Genomic DNA, 23,581 nt, shown 5'->3' with positions numbered 1-23,581 from the left:
GAATGCTATCGAGGACGACCAGGGCTCGGCGTGTGCCGTATGGACTCTGTATTGACTACTTGGTTCCCCATACACGCTGGTCGGACGCTTCTTTCGAGGCACCCGGACGAGGCCGCGCACCGAGCCGGCCACCGGGTGCGGTAAGGAGATCCGGCCGATGTCAGCACCGTCCCTGTCACCGACCACGCCCGGGCCCGGGTTCACCGGAGCGCTGAAAACGTTTCGCGCGGCCGCCGATTCGGTGCCCGCGTACGCCGAGTTCCTGCGCGGCCACGACGTCGACCCCGCGGCCGTCCGCACGCTCGACGACTACGAGACCCTGCCGCCGATGACGAAACCCGGCTACCTGCACCGATATCCGCTGCACATGCTGCTGTGGCACGGGGACGCCGGCCGGGCCGGCACCTGGTCGTGCAGTTCGGGATCCACCGGCCGGCCCAGCTACTGGCCCCGGGACGAGACCTCGCAGTCCGACGCGATCACCCTGTACGACAGGGTTTTCCGCCCCGCCTTCCGGACGCACGAGCGGTCGACACTGCTGGTCGTCGGGTTCGCGATGGGCAACTGGATCGGTGGCACCTACACCTATGCCGCGGCACAGGCGCTGCGCTGCCACGGCCACCGGATCTCGACCGTCACGCCCGGGATCGAGCCGGAGACGATTCTGCACGACATCGCCACGCTGGGACCGTATTACGACCAGGTCGTGCTGGCGGGTTATCCGCCGCTGGTCAAGGATGTGCTGGACCAGGCGCCCGATGAGGTGCTGCGGCAGGAGCTACGCATCCTGCTCGCCGGCGAGGCCGTCACCGAGCAGTGGCGCGATCACATCCTCGAACGCATCGGGAAGCCGGGGCGCGCCGCCGAGGTCTGCGTCGTCTACGGCACCGCCGACGCCGGTGTCATGGGATGCGAGACCGAGACCACGATCGCGGTGCGCCGCGCGGCCGGCGCGGACCGCGCGCTCGCCGAGGCGCTGTTCGGCGGCGACCGCGTGCTGCCCACCTTCGTCGAGTACGACCCGCACCGTCGTTTCACCGAGATCGATACGGAGGGAAGGTTCTTGTTCACCGTCGACACGACGCTTCCGCTGATCCGGTACCGGAACAACGACGTCGGCGCGATCCTGTCCGCCGCCGAACTCACCGATGTGCTGCGCGCACACGGGCATCGGTTGCCGGTCGCCACCTCGACGGGCTCGTGCGGATTCCTGGCGTTGCATCGGCGCACCAACGTCGCGGCCAGCTTCTACGCGGTCAAGATCTACCCCGACAACATCCGGCCCGCGCTGGAGGACCCCGCGCTGTCGCGTTGCCTGAGTGGGAAGTTCGTCCTGTCGACCGAGACCGGCGAGCACCTCGACCCGATCCTGCATCTGCGGGTCGAGCTGCGGGCGGGGGCGTGCCCGTCGTCCGGATTCCCGGCCGTGCTGCGGCGCGCGGTGGTCGGCTCGCTGCTCGGCACCAATATCGAGTACCGGCGCCTGCACCGGACGCTCGGGGCGGCCGCGGAGCCGGTGGTCACCGTGCACCGCTTCGGCAGCAACGAATTTCCCCTCGGGGTCAAGCATCGGTGGACGGGAGCACGCGCATGATCGAGATCCTGCACCCGGACACCGATGCGAACCGGATCGCGGCGCTGCTGCGGCCGGAATCGGGATACCGGCTGGTCGATGCGTGGCCGATCGCGTTGCCGGAGTTGGCCGTCATGGATCGGCCGGCGCTGGCCGCGGGCACCCCGGAGGCCGATCGGCGGCTCGCCGCCTACGTCGCGGATGCCCACGCCGACGGCCGGGCGCTCGACCGAGTGACCCGTTACGTCGTCTATCCCTGGCGTCGCACGGTCGTGCGGCTGCCGGATCCCGAACATTTCCGGCGGCTGCGGACCGCACGCAACCGGGTCCTGGTGACCTCGGAGGAACAGCAGCGGTGGTCGACGGCGCTGATCGGCGTGGCCGGGCTCAGCGTCGGCGCCGCGGCGTTGACGACCTGTGCGCTGACCGGTGCGAGCCGGTTCCGGATCGCCGACGCGGACGTCCTCGGGTGCACCAACCTGAACCGGCTCGTCGCCTCCGTGTGCGATCTCGGCGAGCCGAAGCTGACCCTGGCACATCGGCGGGTGCTGGAGCTGGACCCGTACAGCGAGATCGCCGGTTTCCCAGGCGGTTACACGCCGCGCTCGGCCGACGAGTTCTTCGGCCGGACCGACCGGCTGACCGTGCTGATCGAGGAAATGGACGATTTCGCGATGAAGGTGGACATCCGCCTGCGCGCCCGCTCCCGCGGCATCCCCGTCGTCATGGCCACCGACCACGGCGACAACGCCTTTCTCGACGTGGAACGGTTCGATCTGGATCCGGAATACCCGCTGTGGCACGGGAAGGCCGCGCATCTGGCGCACGTGCCGTCGGCGGACCTGCGGGATCGGCGGCGTCGGCAGGAGTTCGCGGCCGCGATCGTCGGTGGCGATATCACCACGCGCACAAGGGATTCGCTCGCGCAGATCGGGCGGACCCTGCCGTCCTGGCCGCAGCTGGGGACCGCGGCGAGCCTCGCGGGTGTCCTCGCCGCCCTCGCCGCTCGCTACATCGCCTGTGGCGGAACGCTTCCGTCCGGCCGATACCGCGTCGACGTCGACGACATCCTGCGCGGCGCTGACGGGTAGTCGTGTGGTTCACGGCTTTCGGCCGCGCTCGGCGCCCTCAGTCAACCGGCCGGAGGACGTCGGCGTGGCCGTTGCGGCGGCACCAGCTGGTCAGGTAGCGGGCATGCAGCCCGCACCAGCGGTAGACGGCGCCGAGGGTCATCGGCAGCCTCGGGTCGTGCTCGTGCCGCTGCACGATGATCGGGCCCAGGTAGTGGCTGGTCACCTTGTTGGCGGTGTTCAGGCCTACGCTCGCTGCGCGCGCCAGGGTCGGGGCGTCCGAGGCCCGGCCCGCCGCGATGGCACCCGCGAGCCGACCGGAGGTGGATCCCTTCTGCCCGTCGAACAGCACATACAGCGGCGGCACGCGGTATCGCACATCGCCCTGCTGACGCTCCCCGACCGCCGCCGTCTGCAACGCGTTCAACAGCGGATTCACGCCCGACGCCTTCACGAATACGCCGACGACCTCCGGCCGCAGCCGCGCCTCGTCCAGCAGATCGTTCTCCATGCTGTGCCCCTGCGTCGCCAGCAGCACCGGCGCCATCCGATCGGCGTCGGCCAGCATGTCCACCACATCGAGACCGTCGAAGGAGAATTCGAGCTCCGGATCGTTCCACACCAGATCGGCGATGACCACGTCGAACCGATACCCACCGGTGACCGCCTCCCGCACCTGCCGCTTGTCCGCGGCCACAGTGATGACCGGATCGATCAACTCCCGCTCCAGCGACGGGGCAACCACCCTGCCCAGCGGCGAGGCCACCAGCACCCGCATCCCCGGTTTCATGCGCCATATCCTGCGCCGCCCGCACAACTCCGGCAAGCAAACGGGGAGACAATATTCCGGCCAACCGACCACGCACCCCAGTGGTCGCGGCGCATAGGCATCAACGGCAATGGTTGAACCGGCACCGAACACCGAGCCGACGCCTTCGCAATTCCGGGTGCACCGGCCCCGTTCCGAGGTCGACAGCGAAATCTCTTGGTGCCGGGCACCTCCCATTGTCGGTATTACTTCCGGAAGGTTTCCTGACCGATGCCTGACAGAACGCCGGCGGTTCACCGAGCGGCTGCCATCACGCCACGACCGGTTCGACAGGGATTGATGGACGAAGCGCTCCGCGACTGGGCGGTCGTGGCCTGCGCAACCTCGGCACCCGGGAGGCCCGCGCTCTGCTCTGGCGAGCGCGGGCCATCGGGAACATCACGTAAGCCCTTGTGCGCGACTAGGTTCGAGAGCGCCGTACCTACACGGGCGCCGGCGCGGCCAGGGGCAGCGTGATGGTGAAGCGGGCGCCGGCTTGCGGGCCGTCGCCGACCTCGATCCGGCCCTGATGGCGCTCGACGACGTCGCGGACGATGGCCAGGCCCAGGCCCGCGCCGCCCTCGTCGCGGCTGCGGGCGTCGTCCAGGCGGACGAAGCGCTGGAAGATGCGGTCGCGATCCGCCTGCGGCACACCGGAACCGTCGTCGGTCACGTCGACGACGGCGGTGTCGATGGTCTGTGACAATTCGACTCGCACCGTCGTGACGGCGTGCCGCTGCGCATTGTCGATCAGGTTGGCCAGGACGCGGCCCAATTGCATGCGGCTACCGAGGACGACGACGGGGTCGGCGGGTGCCCGGACCTCGACCCGATGACGATCGCCCGCGCGGGAGGCGACCTGGTCGCGGATCAGCGCCGCGAGATCGACCGGATCGCGCCGCGGTTGCTCGCCCGCGTCGATGCGGGCCAGCAACAACAGGTCCGCCGCGAGATGTTCCAGGCGCACGGTGTCGTCGATCAGGCTGTCCAGTTCCAGCAGCTGCGGGTGCGCGCGGGCGACCTCCAGCTGGGTGCGCAGGCTGGCGATGGGGCTGCGCAGTTCGTGGGCGGCGTCGGCGACGAAACGGCGCTGCCGCTCGGACGATTCCTCCAGGGCGGTCAGCGTGTCGTTGGTTGTGCTTGCGAGACGGGCGATTTCGTCCCGTGAGGACGGCACCGGGACGCGGCGGGACAGGTCGCCGTGCATGATCTCGACGAGTTCGGAGCGGATCCCCTCGACCGGGCGCAGGGCGCGGCGGGTCACCAGCCAGGTCATGGCGGCGATCAGGGCGAGCAGCAGCGGCAGGCCGATCAGCATGGCGCCGCGCACCCCGGACACGGCGTTGTCCGCCGTCTCCAGCGATGTTCCGGCGTAGATCGCGACCGGGCGGCCGTCCGGGGTGTGGGATACGAGCGCGGCCACCTGGAACGGTTGCGGGCCGTCGTCGTCCACGGGGAGTTGCATGTCGCGGAACGTCACGTCTGCCGTGGACGGGCTGACGGTACTGCCGGCTACCGGTTCGCCGCCGTTCTTGTCGTTACCGTCCTGCTTGTGATCGGCGTCGTGCTCGTCGGCGTCGTGCTCGTCCTCATCGTCTTCTTCGTCTTCTTCGTCGTTATCGGAGTCTTGGTGGGCGCCGGATCCGTTGGGGGTACCGGAGCCGCTCCGAGCGCCGGAACCGTTGCCGCCGAACGCGGTCGGGGTAGCAGCAAGCGGCGCGAAGTCGGCCATGGGGCCGTGGAGCGGCAGGTCGTGGTCGGCCGCCAGAACCCGCCCATCGGCCGAAACCACCTGCACCGGTTGAGTATCCGGATCGGGCAAGTTCAACGTCGGCAGATCCGCCCCGCTCTCGACCCGGGTCGCCACCTCCCGCGCGGTCATCTCGGCCTGCATGCTCGCGCTGTCGACGAGGTTGTCCCGCAACACCCCGAGCAGCGCGAGACCGGCCGCCACCAGCGCCACCGCAACCACCGCGGTAGAGGCCACCGTGGTGCGCGCCCGCACCGAACCCCAGCACCTCCGGTGCGCCCGCTCAGCCACCGTCGGCTACCAATCGATAGCCGGCCCCGCGCACGGTGCGGATCGACCGCCGCCCGAACGGCGCGTCGACCTTCCGGCGCAGCACGCTGATGTACACCTCCACGATGTTCGGATCGCCCTCGTAGGCGAAATCCCAGACATGTTCCAGCACATCGGCTTTCGACACGACTTCACCGCCCCGGGTCGCGAGGTACTCGAGCACCGAGAACTCCTTGGCGGTGAGCGCCACGTCCTGCCCGGCCCGCCGGCACGCACGGGTGTTCGGGTCGATGGTCAGGTCGCCGACGCACAGCGTCGGCGCGCCGCCCCGCGTGCGGCGGCGCAGCAACGCACGAATGCGGGCCAGCAACACCACGTAGGAGAACGGTTTGCTGAGGTAGTCGTCCGCCCCGGTGTCGAGGCCCTCCGCCTCGTCGTATTCGCCGTCCTTGGCGGTCAGCATCAGCACCGGCGTGTCGTCACCGGCCGCGCGCAGCGCACCGCACACCCGGTAGCCGTTCATGCCCGGCAACATGATGTCCAGGATGATCAGGTCGTAGTCGTCGGTGGTGGCCCGGTGCAGGCCGTCGGTGCCGTTGTGGACGACATCCACCGCGAACCCCTCGGCCGCCAGCCCCTTGGCCAGCGCGTCGGCCAGGTGCTTTTCGTCCTCCACGATCAGCAGGCGCATCCACACAGACTGTCAGATCGACCCTGAAGAGGATTTCAGGTCACTTCAGGTCGTCCTCAGCTACCGCCTGCCACGGTGTCGGCAGTGTTCGAGATCAAAGCTGGACGACGAAAGGGGCGATCAGGTCATGAACCAGATGGTGCACATCGGTGGACACCCCTACCGGGTTGTCGGAAAGGCTCGGCTCGCGGCGGTATCCCGCGCCTGCTACGGCCGGTATCGCTTTACCCTGCAACGACTTTCGGACGGTTCGCTGTGGACGGCATTCGGCACCCACGTCGACCCCGCATCCGAGCTGCTGAAGTGTGCCTGCCGGTGACCCCGCACCGCGGCACGCGCCACCGCACCATGCGCGTGCCGCGAGTCCGGGCCCGACCGAGAGCGAAGCCGCTCGGCGAAGAAGCCGCCGAACCGCGCCGCCTCGTCGAACATGGTTGCACTCCCCGAGGAGGCGGCGCGAAGACCTTCCTTCCCAGCCGGATTCAGGCTCCCTCGTGGCGAGCGCGGTAGCGACTCAGGGCCGGACAGCCCGGACCGCCCAGAACGAGCGCCTACCGGCCGCGTGGCGGTCGACCCGCACGTCGGTGAAGTTCGCGGCGCGGCACAGATCGGCGAACGTCCGGGCCTGGGCCTCGGTCCAGCCGTGGCTGGCCAGGCCGGTTGCGTCCACGGCCACGTCTCGCTCCATCGTCACGAAACGGCCCCCGGGGGTCAGTACGCGATGGATCTCCGTCAACGCGGTGGTGACATCGGGCCAGTGATGGACCGTCGCCGTGGCCCACGCCACCGTGGCCGTGCCGTCGGGCAGCGGCAACTCCTCCGAGGCGCCCTCGACCCACCGGATTGCCCTCTCGCGCACGAAGATACGGGCCAGTCGCAACATCGCCGGCGCCGGATCCACGCCGGTGACCCGAGCGCCGCGACGCGCCGCCGCCCCGGCCGCTCCGCCCGGCCCGCAACCGATGTCGACCACATGGTCGGACGGCGTCACCGCGGCGAGATCGGCCACCATGCGATCGCGCCGGCGGCCGGCGACCAGCATGACCAGCCCCACCGCCGATCCGATCGGTCCGGCGAAACCGGCCTGCCCGGCGTGGTGGTTGACTACGGGAGCGGACTGCGTCATGTCGAATGCCCTCCTCGGCAAATGATTTCCTCGACACACCTTGCTGGTTCAAGCCGACTTGAAGTCAAATAGCAGCATGGACCTCATCCCGATCGGCCGGGCCGCCGCCACGCTGGGCATGTCCGCGTCGGCACTGCGGTACTACGACGAGCGCGGCCTGGTGCGCCCCAGCACCCGCAGCGGCGGCAAGCGAATGTACGACTCCGAACAGCTCCGCCGGCTGGCCTTCATCAAACTCGCGCAGAGCCTGGGACTTCCCCTCGACACCGCCGCGGCCGTCCTGGACGCACCCGGACCGGAGTGGCGCGCCCGCATCGACCAGCAGATCATCGCGCTCGACGAGGTCATTTCCCGGGCGAAGACGGCCCAGCACTTCCTGTCCCACGCCCGCGGCTGCCCCACCGAACATCCGGCCCAGGAATGCCCGACGATGATGGCCGGCCTCGACCAGCTCCTCGCGGGAACGCCCGTCGAGCAACTGACCATATCGCACGGTTGATCCGAAATGGACACCTGTCTATCCTGTTGTCCGGAACACCCTTTCGCCAACTGAGGATCGGGCGCCGTCCCGGACAGAGGAGGCCCACCGTGACGAAGGTTCCCACCCGGAAAGCTCGACTGGCACACGCCGCCAAACACGCCGAACTATGGAACGCCGGCCGGAAAGAAGAGTGGGTCGACTCCTGGCGCACCATCATCCCGGCCGATGTCCGCCTGTTCGATCCGGTCGGCACGGAGGAGAAGACGGGCTTCGCCGCGGCCACCACCCACGCCTGGGACCTGTTTCAGCAACTCCTGCGGATCACGATGCTGACCGTGCAGGTCAACGGCGACGAGATGGCATGGGTGTGCGAGAACCGATTCGGCACCGGCGATGACACGGTGACGGTCCACAGCATCGAGACCTTCGCGTGGGACACCGAAGGCAATCTACTGATCAAGACGTACTATCCGATGCCCGAGCACATCAGCGCCGAGGATGACCCCTACGCGCACATCCTCGAGGGGAACTGACACGCCTCTCTCGCAGCGCTTCGAGATCGGTTGCCCAGGACCGCAGTAGACATTTTCCCGAATCTGTACACAGGTTGCTGCAACTGGTTCTAGATTTGGCCCATGGGCGATACCGTGACCGCGCTGCTCCCCGAGCTTGGTTACTACGCGCTGTCCCGGCATCCGGTGCGGCCGGCCGAACTCGTCGCGGAGGCGGGCGTGGCGGATCGGGCCGGGCTGGGGGCCGCGTTCGTGTCGGAGCGGTTCAATGTCAAGGATGCCGCGGTGTTGTCGGGCGCCCTCGCGGCGGCCGCGCCCCGGCTGGGGGTGGCGACGGCGGCGACCAATCATCACACCCGGCATCCGCTGGTCACGGCCACGATGGGAGCCACGCTCAGCGAGTTGAGCGAGGGGCGGTTCGCGCTGGGGCTGGGGCGCGGCATCACCGCTCAGTGGCAGGTCCTCGGGCTGCCCACCGTCACCGGCGCGCAACTCGACGAGTTCGTCGACGTCCTGCGCCGGTTGTGGCGCGGTGAGACCATCGTCGGGCACGACGGTGCGATCGGCGCGTACCCGGTGCTGCACCTGGGTGTCGACCTGGCGGCCCCGCCGCCGATCCTGTTGACCACCATGGGTTCTCGCACGCTGGAGCTGGCCGGCCGCAGTGCCGACGCGGTCGTGCTGCACACCTTCCTGAGCGACGAGGCGGTCACCGCCGCGGTCGGCACGGTGCGCACCGCGGCCGAACGCGCCGGACGCGACCCGGCCGCGGTGCGGATCTGGTCGGTGCTGGCCACGGTCGACGATCAGCACCCCGAGGAGGAGCGGCTCCGCCGGTTGTACGGCCGGCTGGCCACCTACCTGCAGGGCTACCCGGACTCTGTGATGCGCGCGAACGGTTGGCACACAGCGGATCTGGACCGCGTGCGGGCGAGCACGGCGTTCACCGGCGCGCGGGGAGCGATCGATGCCACCGCGACACCGGCCGAACTGCGCGAGCTGGCCGCGACGATTCCCGAAGCGTGGGTGCGTGATTGCGCAACCGGGTCCGCCGCCGCCTGCGCGAAGGCCGTGGCCCGCCAGTTCACGCTCGGTGTCGATTCGGTGATCCTGCACGGCGCCACGCCCACCGAGCTCGCGCCGGTGGTGGACGCCTACCGGGCGGTCCGCCCGGTCGACCGTGATCTGCCCGTGAATCCGGGTGCGAGTTAGCGAGGTAACCATGTCGACCGATATCCCCACGCGCGCAGAGGATCTCACCGCCGAGTGGCTCACCCGGCTGCTGCGGTCGGGAGGTCACGAAGCGACCGTCGAGGAGGTCGCGGCCACGCCGGTCGGATCGGGTCAGATGGCCGGAAGCTATCGGCTCGACCTGCGCTATCGGGGCGAGTGCGCGCTGCCGGACCGAATGGTCGCCAAGCTCGCTACCGGCCCGGAGGAGCAGCGCAGTTTCGGCAGCGGCGCGTTCCGCAACGAGGTGTGCTTCTACCGCACCCTGGCCGCCACGGTGCGGGTGCCGCTGGCGCGGTGCTACGCCTCGGCGCTGTCGGAGACCGGCAGCGAATTCGTGCTGCTGCTCGACGATCTCGCGCCCGCCACCCAGGGCGACCAGATCACCGGATGCAGCGCCGGACAAGCACGGGCCATCGCCGTCGCCGTGGCGGGACTGCACGGACCGCGCTGGTGCGACGAGACACTGCTCGGCGAGCCCGGGATGACCCTGCCGACCGCCGCGGACCGGGAACTGATGGACTCGGTGCTGGCCCCGATGACCACCACCTTCAGGGAACGGTTCGCCGACCGGCTGACCGGGCTCGAGTCCGCGGCGCTCGACTGGCTGGTCGCGACCGCGGGCGACTGGCTGGTCACACCGCTCCAGCACTTCGCCCTGCTGCACGGCGACCTGCGCGTGGACAACGTGATGTTCGCCTCCGACGGCACCGTGACCATCATCGACTGGCAGGCGATCACTCCAGGGAACCCGTTGCGCGACATCGCCTTTCTCCTGGGCACCAGCCTGACCGTCGACGACCGCCGCACCCACGAACGAGCGATCCTGGCGGAGTATCACGGCGCCCTCCTACGCCACGGCGTCGAGAACTATTCCCTGGAGCAGTGCCGGCGCGACTATGCCACCGGGCTGATACAGGCCCCGCTGATCATCGTATTCGGCAGCGGCGCAGCACAACCCACCGAACGTGGCGACCTGATGTTCCACACCATGCTCTCCCGCGCCGCGGCCGCGATCGACGATCTCGTACCGGGGGCGCTGCGATAGGCGACGCCAGGCATCCGGCCGAAACCGCGCCGACGGCACCAGGAGCCGTGCTACCGCTCGGGCACCGAGTTCGCGCGCAGGCCCGGCAGCACGAAGCGGTGGAGCTGGTGTCGCACCGCGGCCGGATCATCGGCATCGATCGTCTCGCCGGGCATCGTGCACAGGCTGATCAGCACCCGCGCCACCCACTCCGACGCCTCGCGCAGGTCGTGGTCGCGGTGGACCTCGCCCCGGCCGGCCGCCGCCTCGACGTAGGGCAGCCAGAACGCCGCCAGATCCGGGACCAGCCCCGAGACGCCGGCACCCGCGCAGGCCGCGAACTCCTCCGGTTCGGCCACACGCAACCGCAGCGGCAGCGCACCCGGATCGTCATAGGCGCGGCGGCCGATCCGCACGCCCGCCACCAGCCGCTCGGCGAAGGTGTCGACGGTATCGAGTTCGGCGCGCGCATCGGACCAGAACGAATCGGTCAGCCGGACGATCGCGGCGCCCAGCAGCGCCGACTTGTCCGGGAAGTGCCGATAGAGCCAGGCGCGCGACACCCCCGCCTCCTCGGCGACCTCGATCACGGTGGTCGCGCGAATCCCCTTGCGCGCCAGCAACGTCTGGGCGGCGTCGAGCAGCCGGTCCCGCACCTGGGTCGTCGGTGCCTCGGTCACGCGCCCCGCTTTCGCTCGAAGGTCCGCACGCGGCGGATCACCACCGGTTCCGCGAAAACGATAGCAAGCAGTGGACATATCTGAGATTCTGTCCATCAGTAGACAGAACTTTGCATCTGTCTACGGCTCGGAAGGGATTCGACATGGATCTACCGCGGACCGCCGTCATCGGTGCGGGCATCAGCGGACTGACCGCGGGCAAGATGCTCAACGACTACGGCGTGCCGTACGTGTGTTTCGAATCCTCCGACCGGATCGGCGGCAACTGGGCATTCGGCAATCCCAACGGACACAGCAGCGCCTACCGGTCGCTGCACATCGACACGTCGAAGCATCAGCTGTCGTTCCGCGACTTCCCGATGCCCGCCGGCTATCCCGACTTCCCGCACCACACGCAGATCAAGCAGTACCTCGACGACTATTGCGCGGCATTCGATCTCGCGGCGGCCATCGAGTTCCGCAACGGCGTCCGGCATGCCCGGCGGCTGCCCGGGGGCGGATGGGAACTCGAGACCGAGCGCGGGGAGGTGCGGCGGTTCGATCTGCTCGTGGTGGCCAACGGACATCACTGGGATCCGCGCCTCCCGGACTTTCCGGGCGAGTTCACCGGCGAGACCCTGCACGCGCACCACTACATCGACCCGCGCACCCCGCTGGACTTCCGCGAACAGCGGATTCTGGTGGTCGGCCTGGGCAACAGCGCGGCCGACATCGCGGTCGAGCTGTCGTCGAAGGCGCTGGACAACCGGCTGACCCTCTCGACACGCTCGAGCGCCTGGGTCGTGCCGAAGTACCTGTTCGGCCGCCCGGGCGACAAGTATTTCCGCACCACCCCGTATCTGCCGCTGTCGTGGCAGCGCAAGGTCATTCAGTGGGGCCACGTGCTGACCTCGGGGAGGCCGGAGAACTACGGGCTGCCCACCCCGAATCACAAACTGTTCGAGGCACATCCGACGCAGTCGGTGGAACTGCCGCTGCGCCTCGGCTCCGGCGACGTGATCGCCAAACCCGATATCGTCCGGCTCGACGGCCGCACCGTGCACTTCCAGGACGGCAGCAGCGACGAGTTCGACGTCATCATCTATGCCACCGGCTACAACATCACCTTTCCGTTCTTCGATCCCGAGTTCGTCGGCGCCCCGGACAACCGGATCGACCTGTACAAGCGAATGTTCCTGCCCGGCATCGAGGATCTGGTGTTCGCCGGGTTCGCGCAGGCCACGCCGACGCTGTTTCCGTTCGTGGAATGTCAGGCCCGGCTCGTCGGCGCCTACGCCGTGGGCCGGTACCGGCTGCCGGACGAGGCCGAGATGCGCCGCGTGATCGTGGCCGACCAGCAGCACCACTCCGGGCATATGCTCGATCGCCCACGGCACACCCAGCAGGTGGACTACTTCCTCTACGAGCACGACATGCGCGTGCACGAACTGCCGGCCGGTGCGCGCAGGGCGGCCGACGCCGGGCCGCCGCCCTGGTCACGAGCGGGCGAGGACGTGACGCGGGAGGTGCTGCGGTGACGGCGGATTACCGGCGGATCGAGTTCGACTCGAACGGAACGCTCTGCGACGCATGGTTTTTCGATCCCGCTCCGGGCGGCGCGTACGAGCGGTCCGGCGGCCGTCCGGTGGTGGTGATGGCGCACGGATTCGGCGGCACGAAGGATTCCGGGCTGGCGCCGTTCGCACGGGCGTTCCGCGATGCGGGCCTGGCCGTGCTCGCCTTCGACTACCGGGGTTTCGGCGCCTCGGCCGGCGAACCGCGGCAACGGGTTTCGGTCGCGGCGCAGACGGCGGACTACCGGGCCGCCGTCGCCGCGGCGGCGCGGCAGCCCGGCGTGGACCCCGAAGCGGTGGTGCTGTGGGGAGTCTCGATGTCGGGCGGGCACACGCTGATCGTGTCCGCCGGCCGGGCCGACGTCGCCGCGGTGATCGCGGTGGTTCCGCTGGTCTCCGGCCCCGCGGCCGGGAACCTCGTGCTGCGGCAGGCGGGAGCCCGGACGGTGGCCCGATCGACGTCCGCCGCCGTGCGCAGCCGGTTGGCCACCCGGCTGGGGCGCGCGCCGCTGACGATCCCGCTCGTCGGGCAGCCGGGCGAACGCGCCGCTTTGACCGGCGGCGGCTATTACGACAGCTACCTCGAGCTCGCCGGTCCGACCTGGCGCAACGAGGTGGATGCCGCGGTCGGCATGGAACTCGGCGGTTACCGCGCCGGCCGGCACGCCGACCGGATCACCGCGCCGATCCTGATGCAGATCGCCGATTTCGACCGTGCGGCACCACCGCACGCGGCGGCGCGGACCGCCTTCAAGGCACGCGCCGAGGTCCGCCACTACCCGTGCGACCACTTCGACCTGTTCCCGGGCCGGCCCTGGTTCGACGCCGCGGTCGACCACCAATTACGTTTCCTGCGAAGGCATCTCGCTTCGGCGCCGGGAGATGTGCGTTCGGGGCGTCCGGCATGACGGCGGCCGGCCGGACGGCCGTGGTGACGGGCGGCGCGTCGGGAATCGGCGCCGCCACGGTGCGAGCCCTGGCCACCGAGGGCTATCGGGTCGTCGTCGCCGATATCGATGAGTCCGCCGCCCGGGACCTCGCCCGCGAACTGGGCGACGCGGTCACGGCCGTCCGGATGGACGTCACCGATGAGGACTCGGTCGCCGCGGGATTCCGCACGGCGGCCGGTGCACACGTCGTCGTGCACTGCGCGGGCTCCTCGATACCCGGCGCCCTCACCGAACTCGAGCTGGCACAGTGGCAAGCCACCCTGGACGTCTGCCTGACCGGGACATTCCTGGTGCTCGAGCACGCCGGACGACACGTGGCCGACAACGCGAGCATCATCTGCCTGGCCTCCCTCAACGGCCGGCAACCGGGCACGGGAATGGCGTCCTACTGCGCCGCGAAGGCCGGCGTACTCATGCTGGTCGAGGTGGCCGCCCTGGAACTGGCCGAACGCGGCATCCGGGTGAACGCCCTCTCCCCTGGCCTGGTCGACACGCCGTTGGTCGCCGGAGTCGCACTGGTACCCGGCCTCCGCGAAGAATACGTGGAGAACACCCCACTCGGCCGCAGCGGCCGCCCGGAGGAAATCGCCGAAGCCGCAGCCTTCCTGGCCTCCGACCGTTCCGGCTGGATGACCGGCGCGACGATAGACCTCAACGGCGGCGCCCATCTCCGCCGCTACCCGGACGTCCTCGGCCGGGTCCGAGCCATGGCCCAGACCCCTCCGAACCCATAAACCGTTGCACCGCAGGGGTTTCGCCATCCCCCTACGAACCCGGCCCCCGGTCACCGCACATCACCGAGGTTGCTACTCGTCGGGAGTACTAGCACCCGTGCCGGTGCGCCCGGGTCGGCGACGGACGACCGCACTCGCGAAGACGCTGCCGAGTAGCAGTTCCCAGACCAGGATGGTCAGGTCGTTCGCCCCGTCGTCGACGTCGCCGATCGCGGCGGTACCCGGCACCGCGTGTGAATGCTGCCCCGCGAGTGGGTCTTTGCCATGATGCATCCATGCCGAGCCGCACCGCCGCCCAGGACCTGCCGATGCTGTTGCTGGCCGCCGCCGCGAACGTCACCGATGCCATCCGCGAGGGAGTCACGGCGGCCGGATTCGCCGATGTGCGGCCCGCGCACGGTTTCGCGTTCGGGCGCATGACGCCCGACGGTGCGACGGTCGGCGAGATCGCCGGGCATCTGGGGGTCACGAAGCAGGCGGCCAGTCAACTGGTCGACGACCTCGTGAACAAGGGCTACGCACAGCGCAATCCGCACCCGGACGACGCGCGGGCCCGGCTGGTCACCCTCACCGGCCGCGGCCGGGCCGCCACCCGTGCCGCCGACGCCGCCGCGACCGAGTTCGCGGCGCGCTGGGCGGCCGGTCTGGGCACGGAGCGGGCCGCCGACCTGCGCGATGCCCTCGCCAGCGTGGTCACGCCCGGGAGGACGCGCCCGTCGATGCGATGAGCGACTACGGTCGGGGGACGAGCGACCACGCTCGACGCCGCCCCTGCGATTCGAGTCCACCATGCCCGATTACGCACATACCGACCACGCCTCGAAGGGCCGCGCCGACAAGGCCCGGCGCTTGGCGGCCTACGTCTGGCACCGCGGCATCTCCGGCGCCGAACTGCTCGCGCTGCCCGCACCGGCCCGCCGCAAGCTCGCCCGCGCCGCCGGCACCAACCCGCCCGGCACCGACGAGACCTGGACGCTGGTCGCCCGGCTGCTCGACGAGAAGGACGCCTGGGCCGCCCGGCACCCGGACCACCCTGCCGCACAACGCGAGTGCCCCGACGAGAAGATCCTCTGGGTGAAGCCGCCGGTACGGCCGTGGACCACCGGCGGCACCGCGACACCCGACCGACACCCGAGCTGAACGGCAAGACCTCTCGACGTTCCGGCGTGCGCAGCTCCCGCGACAGGCCGCACTTGACTCAAGAAATGAACCGATGTTCACTTCTTGGTGTGGCACCCGACGACGAGCACCCCGGCACCCGCCCCGCGGCCTGGCGCGACGATGCGACCGGCGGCGACTCCCCCTACGCCGGCCGCCCCGCGCCCGACGCCGATATCGCCTATCGCACACTGACTTACGAGGTGACCGGCCGCATCGCGCGAATCACCTTCGACCGGCCCGAGCGCGGCAACGCGATCACCGCGGACACCCCGATCGAGCTGGCACATGCGGTGGAGCGTGCGGATCTGGATCCGCGCGTGCACGTGACGGTGCTGTCCGGGCGCGGCAAGGGCTTCTGCGGCGGCTACGACCTGTCGATCTTCGCCGAGGACGGCCTGTCCCCCACCTCCTCCGCGCAATCCACGGCCGGCACAGTGCTCGACCCCACCGTGCAGGCCCGCAACCACGACCCGGCCGGCACCTGGGACCCCATGATCGACTACCAGATGATGAGCCGGTTCAACCGCGGTTTCGCCAGCCTGCTGCACGCGAACAAGCCGGTCGTGGCCAAGCTGCACGGTTTCGCTGTCGCCGGCGGATCCGATATCGCGCTGTTCGCCGATCAGATCATCTGCGCCGACGACACCAAGATCGGCTACCCGCCGACGCGGGTCTGGGGCATTCCGGCCGCGGGCATGTGGGCACACCGCCTCGGCGATCAGCGCGCCAAGCGGCTGCTGTTCACCGGCGACTGCCTGACCGGCAGGCAGGCCGCCGACTGGGGCCTGGCGGTGGAATCGTGCCCCGCCGAAGAACTCGACGAACGCACCGAGCAGTTGCTGAATCGCATTGCGCGAGTGCCGATCAACCAGCTGATCATGACCAAGCTGGCACTCAACAGCGCCCTGCTCAACCAGGGCGTGGCGAACTCGGGCATGGTCGGCACCGTATTCGACGGTATCTCGCGGCACACCCGCGAGGGCTATGCCTTCCAGTCGCGCTCGACCACAGCGGGGTTCCGGCAGGCCGTGCGCGAACGGGACGAGCCGTTCGGCGACTGGAAGCGAGCGGGGGGCGACAATACCTCGGAGACAAACGCCTCGGGGACAAGCGAATAAGCCCTCACTCACCCGATGTCGACGGCCGCGGTGCGCTCCACCTCCGTGGCGACCTTGTCCGCCAGTGAGCGCACCGCCTTCGCCTCGTCCCCGCTCATATCGTCGATGAACAACCGGCGCACCAGTTCCACGTGGTTCGGCGCGGCCTGCTCCAGCGCCTCCCGGCCCGCCGCGGTCAGCCGCACCGAGATGCCCCGCGCATCGTCGGCCGCCTGCGTCCGCCGCACCAGCCCGCGCCGATCCATCCGCGCCAGATGCTTCGACAGCCGGCTCTTGTCCCAGCAGATCTCGGCGGCCAGATCCTTGGCCCGCAGCAGGTCGCCCGGCGCCGCCGACAGCGCGACCAGGATCTCGTAGTCCGACATCGACAGCCCGTCCCGGGCCAGCCCGGCGGCCATCGCCGCCTCCAGCCGCTGCCGCATCCGGATGTACGCCGACCACGTCGCCTGTTCCTCGTCGTCGAGCCATCGCACCATGGGAATGATCCTAGCGAGAAGTTGGTTGACACGGACACCAAGCACAGTAGAGCCACCAACCACGGCAGAGCCACCACCACGACCCTGCCACCGACCACCGGGAGGTTCCGATGCCCGCCGTCACCGTCGACGACATTCTGGTCCTGCCGCGGCTGCCCCGCCCCGACGGCACCCTGCGGCAGCGCCCGGTGCGCGGCGTCGGCACCGCCCACCGGCAGCGGGAGGGCGCCGGATTCGAGGTGCGCCGCCCGTTCCCGAGCCCGGAGCTGCGCTTCGCCGACCCGTTCATCCTGCTCGACCAGATGGGCCCGGTCGCCTACCAGCCGTACGAGGCCAAGGGCGCGCCGTGGCATCCGCATCGCGGCTTCGAGACCGTCACCTACATGCTCGACGGCACGATGGTGCACCACGACTCGAACGGCGGCGGCGGTGTGATCGGCGAGGGCGACACCCAGTGGATGACGGCCGGATCCGGAATCCTGCACGACGAACTCCCCGCCGAGGACCTGGTGATCTCCGGCGGGCTGTTCCACGGCATCCAGCTATGGGTGAACCTGCCGCGCGCGCAGAAGCGGACGCCCCCGCGCTACCAGGACCTGCGCGCGAGCGAACTGACGCTGGTGAGCTCGCACGACGGTGGCGCGCTGGTGCGCATCATCGCGGGTGAGATCGGCGGATTCACCGGCCCCGGCTCCACCCGCACGCCGATCGCCTATGCGCACGCGTCGATCGGCCCCGGCGGTCGGCTGGAAACACCGTGGCCGCAACGCTTCTCGGCGATGGCCTACGTGCTGTCCGGCAGCGGCCGCGCCGGCGTCGAGGGCCGCCCGCTCGCCGAGGGGCAACTCGCGACGTTCGGGCCGGGCGATGCGCTCACCCTGACCGCCGACGACCGGCAGCACACGCCCTCCGGCGAGCTGGAGGTGCTGCTGCTGGGCGGCGAGCCGATCCGGGAACCGGTCATGCAGTACGGGCCGTTCGTGATGAACTACCGGCACGAAATCATCGAAGCCGTCGAGGATTTCGAGGCCGGCCGGATGGGCCGGATTCCGGCCGAAGATATGACCGGCAAACGCCTCGGCCAGTAGGCACGCCCCGCGAGCGAACCCCTGACACGCGCCCCGCATCGGCGACTCTTCGTCGCCCGGTTGACAACAGGGCTACGCATAAGAACAGTAGACCCGGCGGTTCCCGGTTCAGCTACCGCGGGGAGTGCCGACCGGCCCGTCGTAGTCGACCCCTTAGACATCGAGGAATACATGAACGTTCGCAGGCTCATCGCGACCGCGGGCGCGGGACTGATCACCCTCGCGGCCCCGATCACCCTGTCCGCCCCGGCCTTCGCCGATTACGTCCCCTCCGGCTCCGCCGGCACCGGTTCGTCGGGCATCGACGATGCCATCGGCGCCACCGGATCGGCCGGACTCGCCCAGACCGGTTCGGCGGGGGGCACCTTCAAGAATTGTGACGAGGCTCGCGCCGCGGGCCGGGCGCCGCTGTTCCGCGGCGAGCCCGGCTACTCCCCCCACCTGGACCCCGACGGCACCGGAATGGCCTGCCCGACCGTCTGACCGGCCTCGGCGGCTCCCCGAAAGCGACGACACCCGGTGTGGCACTGCGCCACACCGGGTGTCGTATTTTGTCGGGACCGCTATTTCCCGGGACCGCTAGCGGCGGAAGATCCGGAGCAGCAACAGGAGCACGACCAGGATGCCGGCACCGGCCAGGCTGTACTTCACCTTGGGCTGGTTCACCTTTGCGACAACGGCCTGTTTGGTATTGCCGGCGATCCGCTGCGGATCGGCCCGCACCGCGAGTTCGTCGAGTGTGTTCGCGAGCCGGTTGCGCGCGGCTTCGATCTCCCGCTCGATGCTCTCGGTTTCCTTCGCCACAGTGTCTCCTGAAGTTCTGTCGTCGGTCGGCGTGCGTCGCTAGGGACCGAGTCTATCCGCCGACCGAATGTCGTCGCCGTTGTCACAGCCGTCGATTACCGTGCTTGGATATGACCGAGAATCGAGACGCGGCGGGCGGCAGCGCCACCGCCGAACGGCTCCGCCCCGGCGATACCGCGCCGGAGTTCAGCCTCCCCGATGCCGACGGCAAGACGGTGTCCCTCGCCGACTACCGCGGCCGGAAGGTGATCGTGTACTTCTATCCCGCCGCGAGCACGCCGGGGTGCACCAAGCAGGCCTGCGATTTCCGCGACAACCTCGGTGAACTGAGCGGAGCCGGCATCGACGTCGTCGGCATCTCCCCCGACAAGCCGGCCAAGCTGGCCAAGTTCCGCGACAACGAGAAGCTCACCTTCCCGCTGCTGTCCGACCCCGATCGCGAGGTGCTCTCCGCATGGGGCGCCTACGGCGAGAAGATGATGTACGGCAAGAAGATCACCGGCGTGATCCGCTCCACCTTCCTCGTCGACGAGCAGGGCACGATCGAGCTGGCCCAGTACAACGTGCGCGCCACGGGCCACGTGGCCAAGCTGCGCCGCGACCTGTCGCTGTAGCGGGGGCACTGTCGCCGTAGCGGGGGCACTGTCGCCGTAGTGGGCACAGAACGAGCAATGGCCCGGGACACCACGTCCCGGGCCATCTTTTGTGCGGCAGCCAGGCTCGCGCGCACGAGCCTGGCTGCGGGTGCCGGGTCAGGTGCGGGGCATCATCTGCGCCGCCCACTGCGTCATCATCCGCCAGTGGTTGTCCCACCACCGGCCGAACTCGGCCGTGCCGATCTGCGGCGGCGTCGGCTCGCCGGGGAACAGCAGCGAGCCGTTGGGCGCGCCGACCGGGCCGTTCGGGGCCGAGGGCACCGACGGCGAGGCCGCCGGTGCGGGATGCGGATCGGACTCCCGGACGAGGGGCCCGCCGTCATCCGAGGGCTCGGAGTCGAACCCGCGCACCCCGAGGCGATCGGAGTCCTGCGCATCCTCGCTGCCGGCCGCCGGATCGACGGTGAACACCTCGGAGCCCGAGTCGCCCGGCGCCGCACCGGGATTCGCGCTCTGTTGCTGGTCGGGCTCGGGCCACAGGATCGGATGCGGGACCGGATTTCCGGCCGGACGGCCGCGGTGCGCCTGGGCCGCGACCCGGGAATCGGTCAATGCCACGGCCGCATCCGTCCGCGTCTTGCCGGTCATCTGGTGGACGCCGACGACGGCCAGCCCGCCCGCGAGCACACCGGCCGCCGCGAATACGGCCGTGGTGCGGCGGGATAACCGGGCGCGGCCACCCGCCTCGGCGGCGCCCGCGGCCTCCGGCCGGGCCACCAGCGCCGCGCCGATCGCGGAGCCGGCCTGCGCCACCTTGCAGGGGACGATCGACGCGCCGAACCCCGTCCCGAGCGCCGACGCGACCGCGGGATCACCGGCGGCGGAACCGACCAGCACGACCGCGTCGGGACGGACGCCGGCCGCCTCGAACTGGTCCCACGCGGCCGTGACCGACGGGCGCATGCTCTCCCGCGTGACCGTGCCGCCGGCCGCGGTCAGGCCCGCGACCACCCGGTCTCGCTCGGGTGAGATCAGCGAGAAGCCCTGGTAGCCGGGCACGACCTCGCAGATCACCAGGTGCCCGAACTCGTCGACCCAGGTCATCGCGCGGGCCAGGGCCAGATGGGCGGATTTGGCCGACACCAGGGACGCCGCGCGCCACGGCCCGGACGCGAGACCGGTGACGATCGCGCGGCGCTCGGCCGCATCGCGGTAGGTGACGGCCGCGCCGACCGCCTCGTCGTCGGGGCCCAGCTCGGCGGCGAGATCATCCAGGACCGCGCCGACCGCCCGCACGAGACCGTGGGTGTCGTCGCCGGAGAACTGCCGGGTGCGATGGTGCAGTATCCGCTCGGGCAGCCCGCCCGCGCCGCCGCCCAGCGCCACCGCCTGCACGGCACCGCGTTCGGTGGACACACCGAATGTCACCGGTGAACGAACTGCCGCCGGTGAATGAGCTGCCGCCGCTGAACGAGCCACCACTGATCAGCCTTCCGCCGTGTCGAGGTACGCACTCGGTTATGAGTTCGTCACCGCACCGGATGCGGATGGGTTATGACCGACAACCAAATCGGACACAGTCGGCACCGCCGCATGTCCTCCGCGTGTCGCTACCGTTAGCCTGGTGAGGTGGTGGATGCGCGCACGGCAGCGGGAACGGACCGACGTGCTGACCCCGCATTGGAGTTGCAGGACGACCCGCAGGAGCTGATGCCGCGGCGCCGGCCCACCCAGGAACGCAGCAAACGCAAGTTCGACGCGTTGTTGCAGGCGTCCCGGGAGCTGCTCGTCGAGGTCGGCTTCGAATCGTTCACCTGCGAGGAGGTCGCGACCCGCGCCGAGGTGCCGATCGGCACGCTGTACCAGTTCTTCGCCAACAAGTACGTCATCGTGTGCGAGCTGAACCGGCAGGACCTGGTGGCGGTGTCGCAGGAGCTGGCCGATTTCCACGGCGAGGTCCCGTCGATGGACTGGCTGCGGCACATGAACAAGCTCGTCGACCACCTGGCCGACCTGTGGATGACCGACCCGTCCCGGCGCGAGGTCTGGCTGGCCATGCAGTCCACCCCGTCCACGCGGGCCACCGGCGCCATTCACGAGAAGGAATTCGCCGAGGTCGTGCAGCAGATGCTGCGCCCGCTGATGCCCCGCACCCCGCGCGCCCGCCGCTCGATGATGGCCCAGGTGCTGGTGCACGTGGTCTATTCGATGATGAACTTCTCGGTCCAGGACGGCCTCAGCCACGAGGCCGCGGTAGCCGAACTCAAGCGCCTGATGGTCGCGTATCTGCTGGTCGCGGAGAAGGACTCGCGCCTGGGCGGCCAGCGCGAGGGGTAGGTCGGATCGACGACTTGCTGTCGGACCTGCTCGCTACTATGGGTCCATGTCGATCCCGCATGTGGAGCCTCCGAATCTTCCCGAGACCATGACATGGGATGAACTCGAAGCGCTACCCGAGGAGGTCGCTCAATTTATCGAGCTGCACGATGGTCGGCCTGTGTGGATAGCCGACGAGGTCATTGCTCGACATGGGCCGGACGAACATCAGGTCTACTCACGGAGGTTCACCAACGCGCTCGAAGGCATAACGCGAAGGATCACGGCCGAATCCCTGGGTCCTTGCTGGCGATCCGGCATGGAAACGAACGTCTTCTTCACCGCCGATAGATCGAGCTTTGTGACGCCGGATTTCATGGTCTTCCGCTGCCTGGACGACGAGTTCGACTGGGTCTACGCCCAAGACGTCGTGCTCGCCGGCGAGATTCTCTCGCCAGCAAATACCCCCAGCAAGGTCGAGGAGAAGAAGATTCGGTACGCCGAGGGAGGAGTCCCCTGGTACTGGGAGGTCACACTGGCCCGCAATCCTCGGCGCGTCGATACGGTCCGCGCGTACGCCCTCGCAGTCGGTCACTTCCCATTGCCACCGGGTGTGACCCCTCTGCACCGCGCCAACTATATTCAGGTCGACGAATGGATTCCCGGCGACCACGACAGCGTAGAAACCATTCACCCGTTCTCGATCAAGATTCCCTGGGCCGACCTCGCCTACTGAGTCGGCGCCGGAAGTCGCACACCTCGGTCGATGTGCGGCTCGGCGCGGAGTGCGATCGTGTCAGCGCTCGCGGGATTCGATCAGGTCGGCTAGCTCGCCCGGATCTTCCAGGACCACCATCGCCGCGGCGGTGTCGCCGTCGTGGGTCAGCGAGAGGTGGACGCGGACGCGGGGCAGGAAGTCCGCGGCGAGGCCGTGCAGTTTGATGCTGGGGCGGCCCCAGGCGTCGTTGACCACCTCGATCAGCGGGTACGGGTTGTCGCCGATCTGCGGGCTGCGGGCGAAGCGGGACGAGGCCCATGCCTTGAGCACCGCCTCCTTGGCCGCCCACCGCGCCGCGTAGCTGCGGGCCGGCTCGGTGCCCTTGCTCTCGCAGTAGCGCCGCTCCCCCGGGGTGAAGCTCTCCCGGAGCATGGTGGTTCCGGCTCGCTTCATCTGTTCGGCGAAGTCGGTGATGGTCACCAGGTCCAGCCCGATCCCCAAGATGGTCACAGCGTCGCAGCTCCTCAGTACTGTCGGTACACGGCGGCATGGTCGGCCGCCGCCCGTCGGCAAAACTCGAACACGGTGACCACCGCGAGTGACGGCGGTCACCGACCCGGCAGCAACATACCAGTGGCGCATCCACTCCCGGAGCCCACGTGGCACCGTCCCCGACCGCACCGGCCCCGAACAACCATGCGCACCACCGGACATCCGGGAGCAGTGCGCACGGCGGCGAGACCGGTTGGCCGGCAACGCAACCGCCCGTCCGCAACGAGACTCGGAGGGCGCCGAGAGGGTTCACCGCTCGTCACGACCGACTCGGACGAGACGGCGCGGGAACCGCTG

27 protein-coding genes are annotated in these 23,581 nt (G+C 69.6%); 17 read left to right on the top strand and 10 right to left on the bottom strand.

What is annotated here, in order from left to right; genetic code table 11:
* The first annotated feature begins 157 nt into the window (after nt 1–157).
* On the top strand, nt 158–1,594 hold the full coding sequence (locus D892_RS0119320; protein ID WP_024802833.1) for a phenylacetate--CoA ligase family protein: 1,437 nt from the start codon (nt 158–160) through the stop codon (nt 1,592–1,594).
* Complete coding sequence (locus D892_RS0119315) at nt 1,591–2,664, top strand: ThiF family adenylyltransferase (protein WP_024802832.1); 1,074 nt, start codon at nt 1,591–1,593, stop codon at nt 2,662–2,664. Before D892_RS0119320 ends, D892_RS0119315 begins: the two co-directional genes overlap by 4 nt.
* Nucleotides 2,665–2,701: 37 nt before the next feature.
* On the opposite strand, the gene D892_RS0119310 is transcribed toward D892_RS0119315, so the two are convergent.
* The 4 genes from D892_RS0119310 to D892_RS0119290 form a co-directional block, all read right to left on the bottom strand.
* Nucleotides 2,702–3,433 (bottom strand): hypothetical protein, encoded by a 732-nt coding sequence (locus D892_RS0119310; RefSeq protein WP_024802831.1) that lies wholly within the window; start codon nt 3,431–3,433, stop codon nt 2,702–2,704.
* Between the two features lie 460 nt (nt 3,434–3,893).
* Nucleotides 3,894–5,456 carry a cell wall metabolism sensor histidine kinase WalK gene (locus D892_RS0119305; protein ID WP_232236119.1) on the bottom strand — a complete coding sequence of 521 codons (1,563 nt, stop codon included), beginning with the start codon at nt 5,454–5,456 and terminating at the stop codon, nt 3,894–3,896.
* Nucleotides 5,457–5,484: 28 nt separating this feature from the next.
* Nucleotides 5,485–6,162 carry a response regulator transcription factor gene (locus tag D892_RS0119300; RefSeq protein ID WP_024802829.1) on the bottom strand — a complete coding sequence of 226 codons (678 nt, stop codon included), beginning with the start codon at nt 6,160–6,162 and terminating at the stop codon, nt 5,485–5,487.
* 514 nt (nt 6,163–6,676) lie between these two features.
* Nucleotides 6,677–7,288 carry a class I SAM-dependent methyltransferase gene (locus D892_RS0119290; protein ID WP_024802827.1) on the bottom strand — a complete coding sequence of 204 codons (612 nt, stop codon included), beginning with the start codon at nt 7,286–7,288 and terminating at the stop codon, nt 6,677–6,679.
* Between the two features lie 76 nt (nt 7,289–7,364).
* On the opposite strand from D892_RS0119290, the gene D892_RS0119285 reads away from it, so the two are divergent.
* The 4 genes from D892_RS0119285 to D892_RS0119270 all read left to right on the top strand — a co-directional run bounded on the left by D892_RS0119285 (nt 7,365) and on the right by D892_RS0119270 (nt 10,559).
* On the top strand, nt 7,365–7,787 hold the full coding sequence (locus tag D892_RS0119285; RefSeq protein ID WP_024802826.1) for a MerR family transcriptional regulator: 423 nt from the start codon (nt 7,365–7,367) through the stop codon (nt 7,785–7,787).
* An 89-nt stretch (nt 7,788–7,876) separates the two neighbouring features.
* Nucleotides 7,877–8,302, top strand: coding sequence for a hypothetical protein (locus tag D892_RS0119280; protein ID WP_024802825.1), 426 nt, complete (start codon nt 7,877–7,879; stop codon nt 8,300–8,302).
* Nucleotides 8,303–8,404: 102 nt separating this feature from the next.
* The gene (locus D892_RS0119275; RefSeq protein ID WP_036567244.1) at nt 8,405–9,493 is read left to right on the top strand and encodes a TIGR03857 family LLM class F420-dependent oxidoreductase; all 1,089 of its coding nucleotides are present in this window, start codon (nt 8,405–8,407) and stop codon (nt 9,491–9,493) included.
* 10 nt (nt 9,494–9,503) lie between these two features.
* A complete protein-coding gene (locus D892_RS0119270; RefSeq protein ID WP_024802823.1) occupies nt 9,504–10,559 on the top strand; it encodes a phosphotransferase family protein in 1,056 nt (351 codons plus the stop codon).
* Nucleotides 10,560–10,609: 50 nt separating this feature from the next.
* Here D892_RS0119270 and D892_RS0119265 read toward each other — a convergent pair whose 3' ends face one another.
* Entirely contained in the window at nt 10,610–11,218 is a 609-nt protein-coding gene (locus tag D892_RS0119265) for a TetR/AcrR family transcriptional regulator (RefSeq protein WP_024802822.1), read from the bottom strand.
* A 143-nt stretch (nt 11,219–11,361) separates the two neighbouring features.
* On the opposite strand from D892_RS0119265, the gene D892_RS0119260 reads away from it, so the two are divergent.
* The 3 genes from D892_RS0119260 to D892_RS0119250 are packed head-to-tail and all read left to right on the top strand — an operon-like array spanning nt 11,362 to nt 14,455.
* Nucleotides 11,362–12,735 (top strand): NAD(P)/FAD-dependent oxidoreductase, encoded by a 1,374-nt coding sequence (locus tag D892_RS0119260; protein ID WP_024802821.1) that lies wholly within the window; start codon nt 11,362–11,364, stop codon nt 12,733–12,735.
* Nucleotides 12,732–13,679: an alpha/beta hydrolase gene (locus D892_RS0119255; protein WP_024802820.1), complete on the top strand. Its 948-nt coding sequence runs from the start codon at nt 12,732–12,734 to the stop codon at nt 13,677–13,679. The genes D892_RS0119260 and D892_RS0119255 overlap by 4 nt, the downstream gene beginning before the upstream one ends.
* Nucleotides 13,676–14,455: an SDR family NAD(P)-dependent oxidoreductase gene (locus D892_RS0119250; RefSeq protein ID WP_024802819.1), complete on the top strand. Its 780-nt coding sequence runs from the start codon at nt 13,676–13,678 to the stop codon at nt 14,453–14,455. Before D892_RS0119255 ends, D892_RS0119250 begins: the two co-directional genes overlap by 4 nt.
* Nucleotides 14,456–14,527: 72 nt before the next feature.
* On the opposite strand, the gene D892_RS0119245 is transcribed toward D892_RS0119250, so the two are convergent.
* Nucleotides 14,528–14,683: a hypothetical protein gene (locus D892_RS0119245; protein WP_156959577.1), complete on the bottom strand. Its 156-nt coding sequence runs from the start codon at nt 14,681–14,683 to the stop codon at nt 14,528–14,530.
* Nucleotides 14,684–14,730: 47 nt separating this feature from the next.
* Between D892_RS0119245 and D892_RS0119240 the strand changes: the two genes are divergently transcribed.
* From D892_RS0119240 to D892_RS0119230, 3 genes are all read left to right on the top strand, one after another.
* Nucleotides 14,731–15,183, top strand: a complete 453-nt coding sequence (locus tag D892_RS0119240) for a MarR family winged helix-turn-helix transcriptional regulator (protein ID WP_024802817.1) — start codon at nt 14,731–14,733, stop codon at nt 15,181–15,183.
* A 61-nt stretch (nt 15,184–15,244) separates the two neighbouring features.
* The gene (locus tag D892_RS0119235) at nt 15,245–15,595 is read left to right on the top strand and encodes a hypothetical protein (protein ID WP_024802816.1); all 351 of its coding nucleotides are present in this window, start codon (nt 15,245–15,247) and stop codon (nt 15,593–15,595) included.
* Between the two features lie 89 nt (nt 15,596–15,684).
* Nucleotides 15,685–16,734 (top strand): crotonase/enoyl-CoA hydratase family protein, encoded by a 1,050-nt coding sequence (locus D892_RS0119230; protein WP_024802815.1) that lies wholly within the window; start codon nt 15,685–15,687, stop codon nt 16,732–16,734.
* A gap of 8 nt (nt 16,735–16,742) precedes the next feature.
* Here D892_RS0119230 and D892_RS0119225 read toward each other — a convergent pair whose 3' ends face one another.
* Nucleotides 16,743–17,210 carry a MarR family winged helix-turn-helix transcriptional regulator gene (locus D892_RS0119225; RefSeq protein WP_024802814.1) on the bottom strand — a complete coding sequence of 156 codons (468 nt, stop codon included), beginning with the start codon at nt 17,208–17,210 and terminating at the stop codon, nt 16,743–16,745.
* A gap of 110 nt (nt 17,211–17,320) precedes the next feature.
* Between D892_RS0119225 and D892_RS0119220 the strand changes: the two genes are divergently transcribed.
* Nucleotides 17,321–18,298: a pirin family protein gene (locus D892_RS0119220; RefSeq protein WP_024802813.1), complete on the top strand. Its 978-nt coding sequence runs from the start codon at nt 17,321–17,323 to the stop codon at nt 18,296–18,298.
* 171 nt (nt 18,299–18,469) lie between these two features.
* Nucleotides 18,470–18,781 (top strand): excalibur calcium-binding domain-containing protein, encoded by a 312-nt coding sequence (locus D892_RS0119215; protein WP_024802812.1) that lies wholly within the window; start codon nt 18,470–18,472, stop codon nt 18,779–18,781.
* A 96-nt stretch (nt 18,782–18,877) separates the two neighbouring features.
* On the opposite strand, the gene D892_RS0119210 is transcribed toward D892_RS0119215, so the two are convergent.
* Entirely contained in the window at nt 18,878–19,102 is a 225-nt protein-coding gene (locus tag D892_RS0119210) for a DUF3618 domain-containing protein (RefSeq protein WP_024802811.1), read from the bottom strand.
* Between the two features lie 110 nt (nt 19,103–19,212).
* Here D892_RS0119210 and bcp point away from each other — a divergent pair, with 110 nt between their 5' ends.
* The gene (bcp, locus tag D892_RS0119205) at nt 19,213–19,716 is read left to right on the top strand and encodes a thioredoxin-dependent thiol peroxidase (RefSeq protein WP_024802810.1); all 504 of its coding nucleotides are present in this window, start codon (nt 19,213–19,215) and stop codon (nt 19,714–19,716) included.
* Between the two features lie 138 nt (nt 19,717–19,854).
* Here the strand turns inward: bcp and D892_RS0119200 are convergent, their stop codons facing one another.
* Complete coding sequence (locus D892_RS0119200) at nt 19,855–21,126, bottom strand: hypothetical protein (protein ID WP_024802809.1); 1,272 nt, start codon at nt 21,124–21,126, stop codon at nt 19,855–19,857.
* A 282-nt stretch (nt 21,127–21,408) separates the two neighbouring features.
* Here D892_RS0119200 and D892_RS0119195 point away from each other — a divergent pair, with 282 nt between their 5' ends.
* Both D892_RS0119195 and D892_RS0119190 read left to right on the top strand, forming a co-directional pair.
* The gene (locus tag D892_RS0119195; protein WP_232236355.1) at nt 21,409–22,035 is read left to right on the top strand and encodes a TetR/AcrR family transcriptional regulator; all 627 of its coding nucleotides are present in this window, start codon (nt 21,409–21,411) and stop codon (nt 22,033–22,035) included.
* A gap of 46 nt (nt 22,036–22,081) precedes the next feature.
* Nucleotides 22,082–22,750: a Uma2 family endonuclease gene (locus D892_RS0119190; protein ID WP_024802807.1), complete on the top strand. Its 669-nt coding sequence runs from the start codon at nt 22,082–22,084 to the stop codon at nt 22,748–22,750.
* 60 nt (nt 22,751–22,810) lie between these two features.
* Here the strand turns inward: D892_RS0119190 and D892_RS0119185 are convergent, their stop codons facing one another.
* Nucleotides 22,811–23,242: a holo-ACP synthase gene (locus tag D892_RS0119185; protein WP_024802806.1), complete on the bottom strand. Its 432-nt coding sequence runs from the start codon at nt 23,240–23,242 to the stop codon at nt 22,811–22,813.
* Nucleotides 23,243–23,581 lie beyond the last annotated feature (339 nt).

Origin of the sequence: Nocardia sp. BMG51109, from assembly GCF_000526215.1 — a bacterium.
Taxonomy (GTDB): Bacteria; Actinomycetota; Actinomycetes; order Mycobacteriales; family Mycobacteriaceae; genus Nocardia.
The sequence above is the reverse complement of the archived record's forward strand: the minus strand, read 5'-3'. Positions and strand labels throughout refer to the sequence as shown.

Coding starts and splice junctions, on each gene's coding strand:
- D892_RS0119300 (WP_024802829.1), bottom strand. CDS start 6,162: ATGCGCCTGCTGATCGTGGAGGACGAAAAGCACCTGGCCGACGCGCTG.
- D892_RS0119270 (WP_024802823.1), top strand. CDS start 9,504: ATGTCGACCGATATCCCCACGCGCGCAGAGGATCTCACCGCCGAGTGG.
- bcp (WP_024802810.1), top strand. CDS start 19,213: ATGACCGAGAATCGAGACGCGGCGGGCGGCAGCGCCACCGCCGAACGG.
- D892_RS0119310 (WP_024802831.1), bottom strand. CDS start 3,433: ATGAAACCGGGGATGCGGGTGCTGGTGGCCTCGCCGCTGGGCAGGGTG.
- D892_RS0119275 (WP_036567244.1), top strand. CDS start 8,405: ATGGGCGATACCGTGACCGCGCTGCTCCCCGAGCTTGGTTACTACGCG.
- D892_RS0119195 (WP_232236355.1), top strand. CDS start 21,409: ATGCCGCGGCGCCGGCCCACCCAGGAACGCAGCAAACGCAAGTTCGAC.
- D892_RS0119235 (WP_024802816.1), top strand. CDS start 15,245: ATGCCCGATTACGCACATACCGACCACGCCTCGAAGGGCCGCGCCGAC.
- D892_RS0119190 (WP_024802807.1), top strand. CDS start 22,082: ATGTCGATCCCGCATGTGGAGCCTCCGAATCTTCCCGAGACCATGACA.
- D892_RS0119260 (WP_024802821.1), top strand. CDS start 11,362: ATGGATCTACCGCGGACCGCCGTCATCGGTGCGGGCATCAGCGGACTG.
- D892_RS0119290 (WP_024802827.1), bottom strand. CDS start 7,288: ATGACGCAGTCCGCTCCCGTAGTCAACCACCACGCCGGGCAGGCCGGT.
- D892_RS0119285 (WP_024802826.1), top strand. CDS start 7,365: ATGGACCTCATCCCGATCGGCCGGGCCGCCGCCACGCTGGGCATGTCC.
- D892_RS0119225 (WP_024802814.1), bottom strand. CDS start 17,210: ATGGTGCGATGGCTCGACGACGAGGAACAGGCGACGTGGTCGGCGTAC.
- D892_RS0119315 (WP_024802832.1), top strand. CDS start 1,591: ATGATCGAGATCCTGCACCCGGACACCGATGCGAACCGGATCGCGGCG.
- D892_RS0119220 (WP_024802813.1), top strand. CDS start 17,321: ATGCCCGCCGTCACCGTCGACGACATTCTGGTCCTGCCGCGGCTGCCC.
- D892_RS0119250 (WP_024802819.1), top strand. CDS start 13,676: ATGACGGCGGCCGGCCGGACGGCCGTGGTGACGGGCGGCGCGTCGGGA.
- D892_RS0119320 (WP_024802833.1), top strand. CDS start 158: ATGTCAGCACCGTCCCTGTCACCGACCACGCCCGGGCCCGGGTTCACC.
- D892_RS0119215 (WP_024802812.1), top strand. CDS start 18,470: ATGAACGTTCGCAGGCTCATCGCGACCGCGGGCGCGGGACTGATCACC.
- D892_RS0119240 (WP_024802817.1), top strand. CDS start 14,731: ATGCCGAGCCGCACCGCCGCCCAGGACCTGCCGATGCTGTTGCTGGCC.